The 15,616-nt window shown below is 71.8% G+C and carries 12 protein-coding genes; 8 read left to right on the top strand and 4 right to left on the bottom strand.

Going from position 1 to position 15,616, the window contains the following annotated elements; all coding sequences use genetic code 11:
- The first annotated feature begins 64 nt into the window (after window positions 1-64).
- On the top strand, window positions 65-1,999 hold the full coding sequence (locus tag IPH07_07895) for a VWA domain-containing protein (protein ID MBK6917306.1): 1,935 nt from the start codon (window positions 65-67) through the stop codon (window positions 1,997-1,999).
- Between the two features lie 18 nt (window positions 2,000-2,017).
- Here the strand turns inward: IPH07_07895 and IPH07_07890 are convergent, their stop codons facing one another.
- Complete coding sequence (locus IPH07_07890) at window positions 2,018-3,295, bottom strand: PDZ domain-containing protein (protein MBK6917305.1); 1,278 nt, start codon at window positions 3,293-3,295, stop codon at window positions 2,018-2,020.
- Window positions 3,296-3,457: 162 nt separating this feature from the next.
- Here IPH07_07890 and IPH07_07885 point away from each other — a divergent pair, with 162 nt between their 5' ends.
- The 5 genes from IPH07_07885 to IPH07_07865 are packed head-to-tail and all read left to right on the top strand — an operon-like array spanning window position 3,458 to window position 8,914.
- Window positions 3,458-5,644 carry a M36 family metallopeptidase gene (locus tag IPH07_07885; GenBank protein ID MBK6917304.1) on the top strand — a complete coding sequence of 729 codons (2,187 nt, stop codon included), beginning with the start codon at window positions 3,458-3,460 and terminating at the stop codon, window positions 5,642-5,644.
- Complete coding sequence (locus IPH07_07880; GenBank protein MBK6917303.1) at window positions 5,641-6,237, top strand: hypothetical protein; 597 nt, start codon at window positions 5,641-5,643, stop codon at window positions 6,235-6,237. The genes IPH07_07885 and IPH07_07880 overlap by 4 nt, the downstream gene beginning before the upstream one ends.
- Window positions 6,230-7,186: an HTTM domain-containing protein gene (locus tag IPH07_07875; protein MBK6917302.1), complete on the top strand. Its 957-nt coding sequence runs from the start codon at window positions 6,230-6,232 to the stop codon at window positions 7,184-7,186. Before IPH07_07880 ends, IPH07_07875 begins: the two co-directional genes overlap by 8 nt.
- Before the next feature lie 52 nt (window positions 7,187-7,238).
- Entirely contained in the window at window positions 7,239-7,478 is a 240-nt protein-coding gene (locus IPH07_07870) for a DUF3311 domain-containing protein (protein ID MBK6917301.1), read from the top strand.
- Window positions 7,475-8,914 carry a sodium:solute symporter family protein gene (locus IPH07_07865; protein ID MBK6917300.1) on the top strand — a complete coding sequence of 480 codons (1,440 nt, stop codon included), beginning with the start codon at window positions 7,475-7,477 and terminating at the stop codon, window positions 8,912-8,914. The genes IPH07_07870 and IPH07_07865 overlap by 4 nt, the downstream gene beginning before the upstream one ends.
- Here the strand turns inward: IPH07_07865 and IPH07_07860 are convergent.
- Together IPH07_07860 and IPH07_07855 are read right to left on the bottom strand one after the other, a co-directional pair.
- A complete protein-coding gene (locus tag IPH07_07860; protein ID MBK6917299.1) occupies window positions 8,884-9,543 on the bottom strand; it encodes an SPOR domain-containing protein in 660 nt (219 codons plus the stop codon). The two genes, IPH07_07865 and IPH07_07860, sit on opposite strands and share 31 nt — an antisense overlap.
- Before the next feature lie 192 nt (window positions 9,544-9,735).
- On the bottom strand, window positions 9,736-11,895 hold the full coding sequence (locus tag IPH07_07855) for a DUF4139 domain-containing protein (protein MBK6917298.1): 2,160 nt from the start codon (window positions 11,893-11,895) through the stop codon (window positions 9,736-9,738).
- 91 nt (window positions 11,896-11,986) lie between these two features.
- Between IPH07_07855 and IPH07_07850 the strand changes: the two genes are divergently transcribed.
- Both IPH07_07850 and IPH07_07845 read left to right on the top strand, forming a co-directional pair.
- The gene (locus tag IPH07_07850; protein ID MBK6917297.1) at window positions 11,987-12,634 is read left to right on the top strand and encodes a DUF4202 domain-containing protein; all 648 of its coding nucleotides are present in this window, start codon (window positions 11,987-11,989) and stop codon (window positions 12,632-12,634) included.
- 12 nt (window positions 12,635-12,646) lie between these two features.
- Complete coding sequence (locus IPH07_07845; GenBank protein MBK6917296.1) at window positions 12,647-13,615, top strand: hypothetical protein; 969 nt, start codon at window positions 12,647-12,649, stop codon at window positions 13,613-13,615.
- Window positions 13,616-13,633: 18 nt separating this feature from the next.
- On the opposite strand, the gene IPH07_07840 is transcribed toward IPH07_07845, so the two are convergent.
- Window positions 13,634-15,613, bottom strand: a complete 1,980-nt coding sequence (locus IPH07_07840) for a DUF885 domain-containing protein (GenBank protein MBK6917295.1) — start codon at window positions 15,611-15,613, stop codon at window positions 13,634-13,636.
- Window positions 15,614-15,616: the final 3 nt, after the last annotated feature.

Below are 15,616 nucleotides of genomic sequence, written 5' to 3'. Positions count from 1 at the left end.
GCTGAGCAACGCGCGACGGCGGGGGATGCCGCGGCGTGGGGCCAAGATGCCCGTGGGAGGGACCATGCGCCTGGATTGCACCGAAGTTGCGCGTACCGTCGCGCGGGGCGGCCTGGCCGCTGCGCTGTTCATCTGTTCCACGGCCTGCGGTGGCGGCGATGGCTCGCCGCCGCCCATCGGGCAGACCACCAACCCGCTGAGCGGCGGGCTCACGGACAGCGCGACGTCGACCGGGACCGGGACCGGCACCGGCACCGGCACCAGCAGCGGCACGGCCGACAGCTCGACCACCGACGGCGCGATGAACTGCAACGAGGTGACCTGCGTCGGTCACGGCGCCTGCGTGATCGACGAGCAGACCGGCGGGTCGGCTTGCGTGTGCGACTTCGGCTACAAGCCCGAGGACGGCGGCTGCGTCGTCGACGAGAGCTGCGTGCAGGTGCGGTTCCTCGAGGACCACTGTCGCCAGCTGGTGAACAAGGCCCCCGCGGTGTCGCTGTTCTTCGCGCTCGACTTCTGCTCCGGCACCGCCATCTCGCCGCAGAAGCGCAACGAGCTGGGGCTGTCGTTCAAGGTGCTCGAGAACGGCGCCGACATCGGCGAGAACGTCGAGAGCTACGCGACCGTCATCCCCAAGCCGGTCGAGTCCTACGTGACGCTCGTGATCGACGTCTCGGACTCGATCACCGGCAGCCAGGACTTCCCGGCCCTCGTCGATCAGCTGCGACTGCTGCTGACGCAGCTGACCCCCGAGGACGGCGGACCCGAGGTGTACGTCTCGGTCTACGTGTTCGGCCGCGACGTCGCCGAGTACGTGCCGTTCACGCGGGACTTCGGCACGGTCGACAGCGCGCTCGATGCCGCCGCGGTCGACCCCACGCCCGTCGTGATGCTGGCCGGCAACGGCAACGGCACCGACCTCTTCGATGCGGTCGAGACCGGCATCAAGCGCACCCAGCGGATCCGCGATCTGCGGGAGATCGCCACCGATGGCGGCGTTCTGAGCACTGGCACCGTGGTGGTGGTGACCGACGGCAAGGACACCTCCAACGGCATGCTCGATACCAACCTGGTCGAGAAGACCACCAACAACGTCATCTCGATCGGCATCAGCAACGCCATCGACGACGCGGACCTGCAGCGCATCGGTCGTGACGGATCGTTCCTGGCCCCGACCGCCGCCGAGTGGCCGGCCGCGTTCGCCGAGATCGCCGAGCGCGTGGCGGCCTACCCGAGCCGCTCGTACCTGCTGGCGTACTGTTCGTCGGCGACCGAGGGCGACCCCGAGGTCGAGGTCGAGGCGGTCGGCCCGGGCATCCACACCCGCCAGAGCGCGGTCTGCAAGTTCGACGCGGATCGCTTCGGCACCGACGCGGCGATGGTTTGCGACGCGCTGCTGTTCGCGACCGAGTGCAGCGCAGCCGACTGCAGCGGGCTCACGGCCTGTGGCGCGTGCGCCGACGACCAGTGTTGCGTCGACGGGGTCTGCCTCTCGCCGCTGGTCGGTTCGCCGTGCTTCGGCCAAGACGACCTCTGCGCCGCGACCGATCAGGTGTGCGGCCCGCTGGGCGCCTGCACCGACTGGGCGCCGATCGGCGGCCCCGACTGCGGCGACGGCTGCCAGCCCGAGGTCGGCTTCTGCAACCTCGACAGCGACCCGGCCACCTGCGTGCCGGTGCGACCGCTGGGCGACGAGTGCGACGCGCCCCAAGAGTGCAGCACCCTCAACTGCACCCGCGTGAACGAGGACAACCCGCTCGAAGCCCACGTGTGTCGCGAGCGCGCGCTGCTGTACGATTTCTGCGGCACCGACGAGGCCATCTGCGAGCCGGGCGGTTACTGCGAGACCACCTGCAAGCCCAAGAAGGTCGAGTACGAGAGCTGCAGCGGCTCCGATGCCTGCCGCTCGTCCTACTGCGTGACGGTGCCCGACGCCGGCAACCTCTGCGATGCCGGGCCGGCCTGCTTCTGGTCGTGGGACGAGAAGGTCCCGAACTAGCGCGGGGGGCGTGCTCCGCTAGAAGAACCCGCGCAGGCCCTCGATCTCGGCGTGCACCGGCGGCGGCTCGGCGTGCACGCCGTCGTCGTCGGGCATCAGCGCGCGCTCGGGCGGGGGTGGCAGACATGCGCCGGTGGTCGCGACGTGCAGCGCGGCCGCGAGTCCGGCCTCGCGCGGATCACCGAGCTGCATCATCAGGTCGTCGCCGGCGATGCAGTCGGCCGCCAGGCCATCGAAGTAGTCGCCGTAGCCATCGGCGTTGGACAGCTTGAACGTGATGGGCTGCAGGATCTTGTCGCAGAACTCCCACTGGTGCGAGCCCACCGGCTTGCCGCCGGTGGAGCCCCCGACCACGCGCACGTCGACATGGGGCCGCACGGCATTGATCACCAGCTCGCTCGCCGACAGCGTGCTGCCCGAGGTGATGAACACGATGCGTCCCGGGTCGACCACCGAGCCACGCCGGCGCGACACCGGGTGGCGCTCGTCCTGATCGGCCAAGCCGGGGCCATACTCGACGCTGTAGCTGATCTCGCCGTCGGCGACGTTGCCCACCAGCAGGTCGACGAGCTGTCGCGCGATCTTCACGCGGCCGCCGCCGTTGTAGCGCAGGTCGACGATCACGTCGTGCACGCCCGCGTCGCGGAAGGCCTCGAAGGTGTCGTCGAGGCGCGCCGCGGCGGTGTCGACGAAGGTGGCGAACAGCAGGTAGCCGACGGTGTGGCCGTCCTGCTCGAAGACGTCGTCGACCGGCACGGTCTCGATCTCGAGCCAGTCCTTCACGATCACCGCGTCCTGCACGCTGCCGTCGGACTCGCGGACGTAGCGGACCGGCACCTCGACGCCGGGCTCGTTGGCACCGTAGATCTCACCCCACCGATCGTCACCGTCGATCTGCGCGATGGTGAGGCCGCCGATCTCGTCCATGACGTCGCCGCGGCGCATGCCGGCGCGATCGGCGTTCGAGTCGGGCGTGACCCACGAGACCACCAGGCGCCCCGCGGCGTCGCGGCGGGTGTGGAAGCCCAGGCCGATGATCATGCCGTCCTTGAAGAGTGCGTTGGTGCGGGCCTTGTCGGAGACCCGGCTCCACCGATCCGGCGGCACCCGCATCGCGGCCACCAGGTCCGCCGGGGTCTCGTAGTCGGCGGGCTCGACCGCGGGCACATCGGCGGCGAACAGATAGGCGTCCTGCATGATCGCGTGCACCCACGCGACCTGATCGGCGCTCTCGCAGCTGCGCGGCGCGCCATAGTCGAACGGGTCCTCCATGCAACCCGCCAGCGTGAGTGCCACGCCCGCGACCAAGGGCCCCCGCGTCCGTTTCGATCGATCGTCCGAGCCCACCATGCGACGATCGAACGCTATCATGGAAGCGTGGCTGGTCGCGGGGGCCGTGGGACCGATTCGCAGGCGCGGGGGCTCCGCCGTGGGCTGCGGCGCCGGCCACCCACGGGGGTGCCCGGCGTCGTCGTGGGCCTCGCCCTCGCGGTGATCCCCGCCGCCGGCGGTGCGAGCGAGCGCGCCGACGCGGTCGCATTGCAGGTGTCGGGCACGCGCGCCGTGCCGCTGCGCGACGACGTCGTGCAGGGACGCACCGAGGTCACGACGTGGGCCCATCAGGGGCTGCCGATCCGCGGTGCCTTCGAGGTCGTACGGTGGTCGGCGGACGGTCGGCGACGCGTGCTGCTGTCCCGCCCTGCGCCGCTTCGGGCGCCGCGCCCAGCGGTGCCGACGTTCGATCGCGCGGCCGTGCGATCGCAGCTCGCGGACGCCGGCGACGCGCCCGAGCGCGAGCCCGAGCTGGTCTACCGCATGGTGCGGGGGGAGCCGGTCTTGGCGTGGGAGGTCCAGCTGCCGTTTCGTGCGTGGCCGGAGGGCTCGCGTCGCACGCTGTGGCTGTCGGCCGCCGACGGCGAGCTGGTCGACGAACGCGAGAACGCGTTCGCCTCGCGCGCCCGCGTGTTCCTCGAGAACCCGTCGGTGACGCCCGATCCCGTCGAGGTCACGCTCACCGGCATCGACACCGACGTGCCGGGCGAGCCGCTGTGGGGCCCGCACGTGCGCTCGCTGAACTGCGTGACGGTTGCGCCGGCCCAGGTCGAGCCCTGGCACGCCGAGGGCGACTGCTGGGCGGTGCCGCGCATGTTCTCGGACGGCCACGGCGATTTCTTCGCGCCGCTACCGGACCCTGTCGATCCAGCATCGGGCATCGACGGCGACGATCTCTACGCCGAGCTGTCCATGTACGTGCATGCCGAACACTTCCTCGATGTGCTGCACGAGCGCGGCCTGACCCAGTTCCGCTGTGAGCGCGCGACGATGCTGGCCAACTTCCGCGGCCTGCCCACCAGCGCCGATGTGCCCTGGGTGCCGCTCGACAACGCGTACTTCACCGATCAGTGCGATCCCGCCAAGGGTGCGACGATGATCTTCGGGCAGGGCACCGAGGTCGACTTCGCGTTCGACGCGGACGTCATCCACCACGAGCTCGGCCACGGCGTGGTCGCGATGCTGACCCCCGACGGGTTGACGCAGCCGGCGACCCGCAGCGACGGCGTCAACAACGACGCCGCGGCGATCAACGAATCGATCGCCGACTATTTCGCGATCATGCTGCGGCCCAACCCCGACCTCGCCGAGTACGTCGGGCGCTTCTGGGCCGCGCAGACGACCCCATACATCCGCACCGCCGAGAACGACAAGCGCTGCCCGGACGACACCATCGGCGAGTCGCACGCCGACGGTGAGCCGCTCACCGCGGCGCTGTGGAGCACGCGGGTGCGGGTGGGTGAGCCGCTCGATGCGATCGTCTTCGATGCACTCTCGCGGGTTGCCAGCGACGCCACGCTGGAGCTGTTCGCGGCCGCGCTGCTCGACGCCGCCGCTGCCGCGCGCGAGGACGGCCGCGTCGACGACGACGACGTCGCGTTGCTGCGCCGCGAGCTCGAGGTGCGCAACCTGTTGGACTGCGTGCGGGTGGTATCGGACCCGGTCGCGCTGGCGCAGGGGCGCGTCATGTACCTGCGCAAGCGCAGCGCCGCGGTCGAGCCGTTCTGGCCCGGCCCGGTGCAGCTGCGCGTGGTCGCGGAGGCCACCGAGGTCGAGCTCTCGATGAACCTGCGCACGCGCAACAGCGACGCGCCCCCTACGGCGGCGCTGCTGGTCAAGCGCGGTGCCACGCCGATCGCGTTCACCTACGACCTGGTTGCCCGCGACGACCCCGGCACCCCCACCAGCGGCTCGAGCAAGACCCGCGAGGTCACGCTGGTCGGCGGCGACTGGGATCGGCAGCTGCCGATCGAGGCGCTCGCCGACGATCGACATCGCGTCGTGATCGAGGGGGTGCGGCCCGGTGAGGTGCTGCACCTGGCGTTCGTCGCCACCGAGGCGGTCGACGTGGTTGCGATCGATCTCGCGGTCGTCGCCGGCGCGGTCGGGGCGCCCGACGGCGACGACGGCACCACGGGCGAGGGCGAGGGCGACGGCGACGGCGATGGCGATGGCGAGGGCGGCCTCGAGGTCGTGCACGCCGACGCGGGCACGGCCTCGTGCGCGTGCCGCAGTCGCGGTGCCGCGCCCACGGGCCTGCCGTGGCTCCTCGTGTTGGCGGCGCCGCTGCGGCCGCGCCGAGGCCGACGATGAGCCCCGGGGCCGGCCGTGTGCTGGCGCTCCTGCATGCCTTGGTGCCCACCGCGCTGTGCGTGTTGATCGTCGCGCCTGCGCTGCCGCGTGAGCGCTTCGGCGAGGTGCCGGGCGTGCTCGCCAAGCTCGCGCTGCACGTCAGCATCAAGCAGACCTGGGGCATGTACGCGCCCGATCCCCAGCGCGCGCACACGTACATGGATCTGGTCGCGGTCTACGACGACGGTCGCGAGGTCGCGCTGGAGGAGAGCGAGGATCTCGTCGACGGCTGGGGCACGATCTGGGCGTGGCAGAAATCGCGGGTCGACATCTGGCGCTTCTACGCCAACTTCAACCCCGACAAGCGCAACGACAACCGCACCTGGTACCTGCGCTCGGTTTGCGTCCGCGAGGCCCGGCGAGGTCCGGCGCCCAAGACGATCAAGATGTTCCAGGTGAAGCGACGCTTCACACCGCCGCACAAGGTTGCCCGCGGCGCGCCGACCCTGGGCGAGCCCGATCGACGCCTCGTCACGGTGGCACACTGCGGTACCGAGCCGACGCGTTCGATGATCGCCGACGACGCCGCGGTGAACCCGGGGGCCCATGGCTGAGCGATCGCAGCCGCGCGGGCGCTTCTGGCGGGGGCTCGACTGGATGTGGCTCGGGCCCGAGGACGGCACCACGCTGGGGCTGCTGCGCATCGGCGTGGTCGCGGTGCTGCTGGCGAGCCTGCTGTGCCACGCCGGCGCCTTCGCGGAGTACTTCTCGTCGCGCTCGCCGTTGCATGGCACCTGGGCGCGCGATGCCTTCCCGTCGCGGATGTCGATCTTCTTCGCGATCGAGCAGCCGTGGGCGGTACAGCTGGTGTTCGCGGTGGGCATCGCCGCCCACGTGGCGTGGATGGTCGGTTGGTACACGCCGATCGCTGCAGTGCTGTCGTGGGCGCTGTGGCTGAGCATGAGCGGGCGCAATCCGCTGCTGTACTCGCTGCCCGACCAGCTGCAGATGGTGCTGTGCACGCTCCTGATGCTGATGCCGAGCGGTCGCGCGTTCAGCCTCGACGCCCGCCGCATGGGGCGGCGTCAGGTGCCCGTGTGGTGTCGCCGCGTGTGGATCGTGCAGGTCGGCACGCTGTACACCGCGACCGGCTTGCTCAAGTCGGGCGACACCTGGCACCGCGACGGCACCGCGCTCTACTACGCGCTGGTCAACCCGTACAACCGCCACTTCGACATCGGTCCCTTCTACGCGTCGCTGCAGCCGTGGTTGCTGCGCCCGATGACCCACGTGGTGCTGTGGTGGGAGATCCTGTTCGCGGTGTTCGTGGCGGTGCACGTGCTGCGCTCGCTGCTGCCGCGGCGCTGGTGGTTCCCCGATCTACGCTGGCCGATGCTCGGCTTCGGCGTCGCGATGCACGTCGGCATCCAGCTGGCGCTCTACGTGGTGTGGTTCTCGCCGCTCATGATCGTCTCGTACCTGGCGTTCGTGAGTCCCGCGGAGCTGGCTGCGGTGCAGGCGTGGTGGCGACGTCGACGACCGGCCGCGACGGCGGCGGCGTAGCGGAGGCACAGCTGCGATGACGGGGCGCGGGCGAGGTCGCAGGAACGTGGTCGTGGCCGCCGTGGCGGCGCTGGTCGTGCTGCACCTCGTGCCCGCCCGCGGGGGCCCGAGCCCGCTGCTGTTCGGCACGCTGCCGTGGACCCTGGCGTGGTCGTTGGCGTGGATGCTGGCCGCGGCGGTGGTGGTGTGGGCGATGACCTCGCGGACGGTCTGGCCCGACGACGAGGATCGCGACGACGACGACCGCGACGACGCCGACCGCGAGCGGGGCGAGCGGGGCCCCCGAGCATGAGCGCGTTGTTGCTGCCGGTGTTGCTCTACTTCGGGGTCGTGCTCGTGGTCGGGGCAGTCGCGGCGCGGGCGACCTCGGCCAACGCGGAGGACTTCTTCCTCGGCAGCCGCAGCGCTCGCACGCTGGTGCTGTTCATGGCGCTGTTCGGCACCAACGTGACGCCGTTCGTGCTGCTCGGCATCCCCGGCCTCGCGTACCACGAGGGCGTGGGCGTGTTCGGCTACAACGCCGCGATCGTGGCGCTCGGCATCCCGCTGTCGTTCTGGCTGATCGCGCGCCCGGCGTGGCACGAGGCCCGCCGCCAGGGCGCGATCTCGCCGGCGGAGCTGTACGCTCGCAAGCTCGGCAGCCCGGCGCTCGGAGTGGTGCTGTTCGGCGCGTTCACGATCTACACGCTGCCGTACATGGTCACGTCCGTGATCGGCGTCGCGCTGGCGACCGAGGTCTTCAGCGGTGGTGCGATCGACGGTCGCCTGGCCGCGCTCGCCCTGCTGGTGGTGACGGCGATCTACACCGCGGTCGGGGGCATGCGCGCGACGATGTGGACCAACGTCGTGCAGGGCGTGGTGTTCATGGGCTTCGTGCTGGCGGCGTTCGTGGCGATCGCCGCGGGCCTGGGCGGACCGGCGGCGGCGACCGCCGCGGTGCTCGAGCGCGCGCCCTCGCTGCTGGTGCTGGGGGACCGCCCGCGCTTCGCCGCCGGTGCTTGGGGTTCGTGGGCGCTGGCCATCTCGCTGACGGTGATCGCCTTCCCCCACATGCTGGTGCGGGTGTTCGCCGCGCGTGACCCCGCTGCCCTGCGCAACACCGTGCGTCTCTACCCGGCGGCGCTGGTGCTGCTGTGGCTGCCGGTGGTGCTGATCGGTGTGTGGGGCGCGGTCGCGGTGCCGGGGCTCGAGGGGCGCGCGTCGGATCGCGTGCTGCCGATGATGGTCGTGCAGCACCTGCCGCCTTGGATGCACGGCGTCGGGCTGGCGGCGATCCTCGCGGCGGTGATGTCGACCCTCGATGCGCAGTTCCTGACGCTGTCGTCGATGTTCGGTCGCGACGTGCTGCGCCGGATCCGTCGTGACCTCCACGAGCGCACCGAGGTCCGTGCGGGGCAGGTGTTCTCGCTGCTGCTCGCGGCCATCACGTGGGCGCTGGTGGTGTGGTCACCGGCGTCGATCTTCGGGCTCGCGACGTTCTCGTTCTCGGGCTACGTGATGTTGGTGCCGACGCTGTGGGCGGCGCTCGTGTGGCGTCGGTTCACCGCCACCGCGGCGATGGCCTCGATCGTCGCCGGCAACGCGGTGCTGCTGCTGACGATGCGCGCCGGGACGCCGCTGGGATTGCTACCGGTCGCGTGGGGGCTGGCGGCGGCGAGCGTGGTCGCACTCGTGCTGCCGTGGGCGTGGCCTCGCCGTCAGCAGCCCTCGTCGGCGCTCGTGCGCTGATCGAGCGGCCGCACGAAGCCGTCGAGCGTGAGCGCTTCGTCGAGCACCGCGAGTGCCTCGCGCGCCTGCGCGCGATCGAGGAAGGCCCCGACCACGACCTCGTAGCGCACGCCGTCGTCGGTCACGCGCTCGACCACGTGGGCGACATCGTTGGTGGAAGGGAATCCGCCGACGTCGTAGAAGCCGGCCAGCTCGAGATCGGTGTCGTTGATGCGCACGGCCAGGGCCTGCGCGGCGGCGAGGTCGAAGGTGGCGGCGACCTGCACCGTGAGCGCGACATGGCCGGCGCGGCGGGCCTGCGCGACCTGCTGAGGATCGGGCTCGAACAGCGCCACGGCGATCTGGAACAGCGTGAACGCCGAGCCGTCGTCCCAGCCCATCGCGGCCTCGCGACAGTTCTCGTGGCCGTCGTCGCAGATCTCGATCGCGCCCTGCATTACGACCAGCTGCTTGCCGGCCGGCACCAGCGCGTCGAGGCGACCGAGCCACTTGGCCCAGTGACGCGCGCCCTCGGGCGTCCAGCTCGCGGGGGTGTCGATGCCGAGTGCGACGCGATCGCTGCTCACGGCGATGCCGTCCCAGCAGGCGTTCGCGTCGGTCGGCGCGAGCGTGGCGAAGGTGCTGGACACGAGGGGGAGCGCGAGGGCGAAGCAGCGGGCGAGGTTCACGGAGGACGGGCATGAGCAACCGGCGTGCCCGCGCTCCCGAAGTGCCGCCGTGGTGCGCACTTGCGGGTGCCGAGGGCAGGCGCCGCCGGTGCAGGGGGCGGCCGCGCGATGACACCCGCGCGCGTCGGCCCGCTGCGATTCGTTGCAAACCCTTCAGCCGGCCGCGGCCGGGGTCGCGAGCGCTTCGAGGCTGCTCCGGGTCGCGGTCTCGCGGCGGCCGAGCTCTTCGCGGGCGGTCTCGAGCTCGCGGCGCAGCTTCGCGAGCTCGTCCTCGGTCGCGATCACGCGCTTGACCAGGGGGTTGCGCTCGCTGTCGCCACCGCCCTCGCCGAGCGCCTGCAGGTGGCCACGCAGCCGCTCGAGGTCCGCCTTGGCGGTCTCGATGTCGGCCTCGAGCTTGGTGACCCGGGTCTGCGCCTCGGCCTGGGCGCGACGACGGGTCAGCGCTTCGCCGACGAACTTGCGGGTCGCGACCGACAGCGCGGCGGTGTCGGCGTAGCGCTCGAGTACCGCCACGGTGACCGCCTCGAAGCCGTGGATGCGCGTGAGCCCCTCGCGGATCGTCACGCGGCGCGGCTTGGTGCGGGTCTGCGCAGGCACCTGGAACACCGCCAGCGGGCGGCCGCGATCGAGGTCGAAGTCGATGCGATCGGCGCCGTCGATCTCGGTGTTGCTGCCCGCCGGCACCTCGACGTGGAGCGCGCGCGCGCGGCCGCTGCGGTTGTGCACCACCAGCGACAGGCTGGTGGTGCGCAGGTAGTGCTCGGTCAGGTTGCCGTTGTCGTAGACCAGCAGCTTGGTGTCTTCCTGCGCGTCGCGATCGTCGATCTCCAGCTCGGTGTCGGGGTCGTCGCCGATCTCGAGGAAGCGGCGCTCGCTGGGCTTGAGCCGCGGCAGGATCGCCTCACCGGCGAAGCCGCCACCCTCGAAGACCGCCAGCGTGCCCTCGGGCAGGGTCTGCGCGGTGGTGTTGGCGACGCGCACCGCATGGCGTGCGGTGCCGTCGGTGAAATCGACCACCCACGTGACCAGCTCGGCCTCGAGCTTCGAGCTCAGCAGCGGCACCATCGCGGAACGACCGGCCTGCAGCTCGAGGTGCTTGGCGGCGTCGTAGGCGAACACCGTGCGGGCCTCCTGGCCGGTGCCCGTGGCCAGCGCCGCGAGGTTGCCGACCGCGACCAGATCGCTGGTGCCGCTGCCCATGGTCACGCGCGGGCTCTTGGCGCTGCGGCCACCGAAGCTGGCGCCGTAGCCCGAGCCGGTGCCGGATCCAGAGCCATAGCCGATCGTGCCGGCCTCGCCCTCGTCGAGGAAGTCGCCCCACATCGCGTCGGCGGTGGTCGTGAGCAGCTGCGGCACGCTCGACAGCTCGCGCTCCGGCACCACCAGCTCGCGACGGTCGTAGCGCGGCGCGGCCATGGGGAAGAGGAACGCGTCGGGCCGGCCGTTGACGAGCTCGAGCGCGACGTCGTGCCAGTCCTCCTCGGTGTCGTTGTGGACGAGCGCCCAGCCCTGCAGTGCGGCGAGGTTGCGCTCGCCGACGACCATGCGATAGCTCGCGCGCCACACCGGCGCCTCCGCGAGGTAGCCGATGCGGACCTCGCCGCGGCCGGCGACGTCGAGCATGCCGCGGGCGTTGCTACGCAGCGCGACCGCGGCGTCGAGCGCCGCACCGAAGCGCTGGCGCAACGCGGGATCCAGCGGCCGCACCGCGGTGATGGTCGCGACATCGATGCGGCGGAAGCCGCCGCGGGGCGTCATCATCAGCACGAAGGTGTGGTTGGGCGTGGCGCCGGCCTGCAGCGACACCGGCGACGGTGCGTCGGGACTGGTGGCGCCGGCCTCGGGCACACCGATGATGTCGACGATGCGGCCCCGCACCCGCTTGCCGGCGCCGCGCACGATTGCATCGTGGCCGCGAAGGCCAACCAGCACGTCGTGCAGTCGCACCTCGGCGTCGGGCTCGGCCGGCAGACCCGCGCGCGCGCGGGCGACCGCGGGGCTCTGGCGGCTGTCGAACGCGACCTGTTGCACGCTGCCGTCGGCACCGAGCACGACCAGGCTCTCCAGCGCATCGTCGAGGTGACCGGAGGGCACCGGCACGCCCGCACCGTGGGTGCCGCCGAGCGTGCCGGCGCGCTCGAAGTAGCCGACGCCGGTCTCGTACAGCCGCAGCTTCGTCAGCGGCAGCGCGCGCGACTCGGCACGTCCGTGGGCGCACGCGAGCACGAGCGCGGCGAGGGGTAGGGCGACGATCGAGGCGATGCGGGGTTGCAGGGCGGCGGCGGGAGTCGGAGTCGAAGCGGAGGCCATGGGCGACGATGGACAATGCTGCCAGGGCTTGGTTCCTGGGGGGTGCTTGGGTTCGACAGCGCGCCGCTGGGCGGCGTAGGCTCCATGGACCGTGGATCTCGATCGCGCCGCCGCGACCCTCGATGCTTGGCCCGAGACCGTCGACGCCCGCTGGCCGGCGGTGCTGCGGGCCTTCGCGACCCATCACCTGGATGATCCTCGCGAGTTCGTGCGCGACGGCGTCGCCATGACGATCGCGCTCGACTACCACGCGAGGGTATCCGCGTGGGTACGACGCCTCGACGGCGACGCGGAGATCGCCGTGCGGCTGGCCGCACTCGCGCAGCACGTGCGCCGCTTCGAGCTGCCCCGGCGCGACTACCCCGAGGGCGTGGTCGGCTACAAGCGCTGGCGCGCGGCGGCGATGCTGCGGCACGTCGAGCTGGCCAAGGCCACGCTGGCGTCGGTCGGCTACGAGCCTGCGCTCGGGGATCGCGTGGGTGCGGTCATGCTCAAGAAGCAGCTGCACCACGACCCCGGGGCCGCGCTACTCGAGGACGCGGTGTGCCTGCGCTTCGTGCAGGACGAGCTGGCCGCGTTCGCGGCCGACCGCGAGCCCGAGGCGGTGGCGGCCATCGTCGCGAAGACGTGGGCGAAGATGTCCCCGGCCGGACACGCGGCGACGCTGGCGGTGCTGCCCTCGCTGTCGCTGTCCTCGCGGCTGGTCGAGCTGGTGGTGGCTGCGACCGCCGCCGGGTAGACTGGTGGTGCGATGTCCAAGCTGCTCGAGTACAACGCCACGCTCGTCGCCCGCGAGGACCTCGAGCCCACGCTGTCGATCTTCCGCTTGCGACCCGACAGCGTCGAGCACCACGGCGAGGGGCCGTGGTTCGTGCCCGGTCAGTACGTCACCATCGGCATGAACCGCGAGGTCGTCGAGGGCGCCGCGGATCCGCGGCCGTTGTCGGTGCGTCGCCCGATGTCGATCGCGTCGTCACCCGACGAGATGCCCGAGCTCGAGTTCTACATCCGCAAGGTCGGTGAGCCCGAGTCGGACCTGCCGCTGACCCACGTGATGTGGCCGATCGCGGTCGGCGATCGCATGTACTGTCGCACGGTGCCGACCGGGCACTTCACCCTCGAGGGCACCGTCGGGCTCGAGGATCGCCGGCTCAAGCTGTGCGTCGCGGCCGGCACCGGGCTGGCGCCATTCGTGAGCATCGCGCGTGCGCGCGTGCGTCGCGACCCCAAGGCGCGACTCGACGATCTCGCGATCGTCCACGGCGCGAGCCATGCGACCGGGCTCGGCTACCGCGCGGAGCTCGAGCGCTACGCCGCGGAGAACGGTCTGGTCTACGTGCCGTGTGTGAGCCGTCCACAGGGCGACTGGGGCGGCTGGCGTGGGCGCGCCGAGTCGATCTGCGAGCCGGCCCGGCGCGCAGAGGCCGAGGCCGCGTTGCGGCTGGCGCCCGGCGAGCTGCGCCCCGACAAGGTCGCGGTGCTCATCTGCGGTCTGAACGGCACCATCGCCAACACCATCACCGGCCTGCTCGATCGCGGGTTCGTGCCCGACAACCGCAAGCTGCGGCGCGCGCTCGAGGTCCACGACGATCACCCGCCCACGGTCTACTGGGAGCAGTACGACAACACGCCGGTGATCGACGTCAAGGACGCCACGCTGGTCGGCGAGCTGCGCCGGACCCTGCACGAGGCGTTCGCGAAGCAGACCCCCGCGCCCTGAAGCTCGACCACGTCGCGATCAGTCGGCGGCGGCTTCGCTCGAAGCATCGTCGCTGGCGGCCGCGCCGTCGGCCGGTGCCGCCGCAGCCGTGGGCTTGCTGCCGGGCGCGGGCCAGCCGAGCAGCTCGGGCATGCGCTGCAGCGGCGGCGCGCCGTGGGCCAGCGCGGCGTCGTGGAACTTCGCCATGTCGAACGGCGTGCCGGTGTCGCGCGCGATGACCTCGGCGTGCTTGCGCAGCCGCAGCCACGCCTGCGCGCCCACGAAGTAGGTCGACAGCTGTGTCGAGGTGACCTGCGCGCGGACCCACTTGCCGCGGGCCTCGCCCTCTTGCTGGAAGGAGCGGTTGACCATCAGGTCCATGGCCTGCTCCTCGGTCATGTCGCCGGCGTGGACGCCGTGATCGAGGATCGCGTTGGTCACCGAGCGCAGGTAGAACTTGAGGCCGTGCAGCGCGATCGCCTTGGCCCGCAGCGCGGGCTCGGTCGCCACGCGCCACGCGGCCTTGCCGACCCCGCGCGGTCGCTTCTGCGCGCCCGCGGCCCCGGCGTACCCGGCATCGACCATGAGCTTCTCGGCGTAGACCGCCCAGCCCTCGACGAAGGCGCCGTTGGCGAGCACGCGCCGCACCTTCGAGGGCTCTCGCTTGGCGTAGTACTGCTGCACGAAGTGACCGGGGATGGCCTCGTGGATCGACAGCACCTCGAGCATGAAGTCGTTGTACTCGCGCAGGAACGACTCGCGGGAGGCGGCCGGCCAGCTGTCGGGGATGGGCTGCACGAGATAGAAGCTCGGTAGCCCCGCGGCGGCCTGCTCGAGCGGCCCGGGCGCGGCCAGGCCCGCGATGAAGACCCCGCGCTGGTGCGGCGGGGTCCAGATGACGTCGAGGCGCTCGGCGTCGTCGGTGGTGACGATCTGCTTCTCCTTCACGAACGCGCCCAGTCGCGCGAGCTTGCCCTCGATGGCGTCGCGCAGCTCGTCGGGCTCGACGTGGATCACCGAGAGCTCCTCGAGCACCGCGCGGATGACCTCGGCATCGGGATCGCCAGGCGCGTGGGCGCGCAGCTTGGCGACCTTGCTGCGGCTGAACAACACCTCCCCGAGCTCGTGGGCGAGTGCGGCCATCTGCTTGCGCACCCGGCCGTGCTCGATCACCGCGACGCGTCGCAGCTCGTCGGCGGTGATGTTGGTCTGTAGCGTGAGCGCGAGCTTGCGCGCGAAGCCGGTGGCACCGAGCCGCCACTGCCCGCCGGCCTGCGGCAGGATCGCGGTCGACAGGTGCTGCTGCAGCGCGCGCACGGCCGCCAGTGCGGGGCCACTGGCGCCCTCGATGCGCCCCTTCACCTCGGGTGAGGCCTCGCCGACGCGCTCGGGGATCACGGCCTCGATGAGCTGCGCGATGCCGTCGACCTGGCCGATCGCGACCTGGGTCTGTGGCGCCCACGCCTCGGCTGCCACGAGGTTCGCCGTCGCCTGCTCGCATAGCTTGGGCAGCGCCTCGAGTCGCGATGCGACCGCGGCGGCGCGCTGCTCGATGGGCGCGAAGTCCCGCGACACCAGGTCCTCGAGCCCGCTGCCGATGGTGCTGGTGTACCACGACGGATCGCGGCGCCACGGCTGCTCGACCTCGTGGCCGAACTTCTGCAGCTCGAGCTCCGCCACCAGCATGTCATGGTCGATGCGCTCGTCGAGCGTCAGCTTGGCGGTGTCGATCGCGGCCAGCGCGGCGAGGCCGTCTTCGATGCGGCGCAGATCGGCCGCGATGCCGTCGCTGCCGAGGTCTGGCCACGCGCCGTCGTGGCTGTGCTCGCCCAGCGCCGTGGCGGCGCCGGGGCGCGCTGCGAACCACGCCGCAAAGATGGTGTCGACGGTCTCGGCGAAGCCTGCCTTGGCCTTGCTCTGCTCGACCGGCGGCTTGGGCGGTGGCTCGTTCTTGCAGCCGTGCGCGGAGAGCAGCAGCGACAGCGCGAGCGTGAGGGCGGCGCGGGGGGTGCGTGGCATGGG

The sequence above is a fragment of the Deltaproteobacteria bacterium genome (genome assembly GCA_016709225.1).
GTDB classification, from domain to species: Bacteria; Myxococcota_A; Polyangia; order Nannocystales; family Nannocystaceae; genus Xiheibacterium; species Xiheibacterium phototrophicum.
Note: the sequence above shows the minus strand (reverse complement) of the source record. Positions and strands in the feature narration are given on the sequence as shown.